The organism is Vibrio sp. 10N.222.46.A1 (assembly GCF_041473595.1).
Taxonomy (GTDB): domain Bacteria; phylum Pseudomonadota; class Gammaproteobacteria; order Enterobacterales; family Vibrionaceae; genus Vibrio; species Vibrio tasmaniensis_A.
On sequence record NZ_JBFRSN010001743.1, the window covers coordinates 1 to 222 of the forward strand.

The 222-nt window shown below is 43.7% G+C and carries 1 protein-coding gene; it reads left to right on the top strand.

All coding sequences use genetic code 11. The features are described 5' to 3' along the window. Positions 1-222, top strand: a 222-nt coding sequence (locus AB4496_RS29125) for a hypothetical protein (RefSeq protein ID WP_372133599.1), incomplete at both ends; no start/stop codon positions are given.

Below are 222 nucleotides of genomic sequence, written 5' to 3' on the forward strand. Positions count from 1 at the left end.
CAACCTCTTGGTAATGGTTCGACGTTCGTGATTTTGGAGTACCGAAAGAATAAAGGCAGCTTGCTAGAGCGAGCACAGGGTATGCAAAATGATATGTTTGAGGCGCTTGATCATCTCGACTTTTCTGGTGTTGATATCAATCGTCAGTTAATGACTTCGCGAACCAGTTCATTGGCTTTACCTGTTGTAGTGACGAATGGTCTAACTTGGGATGCATTATCC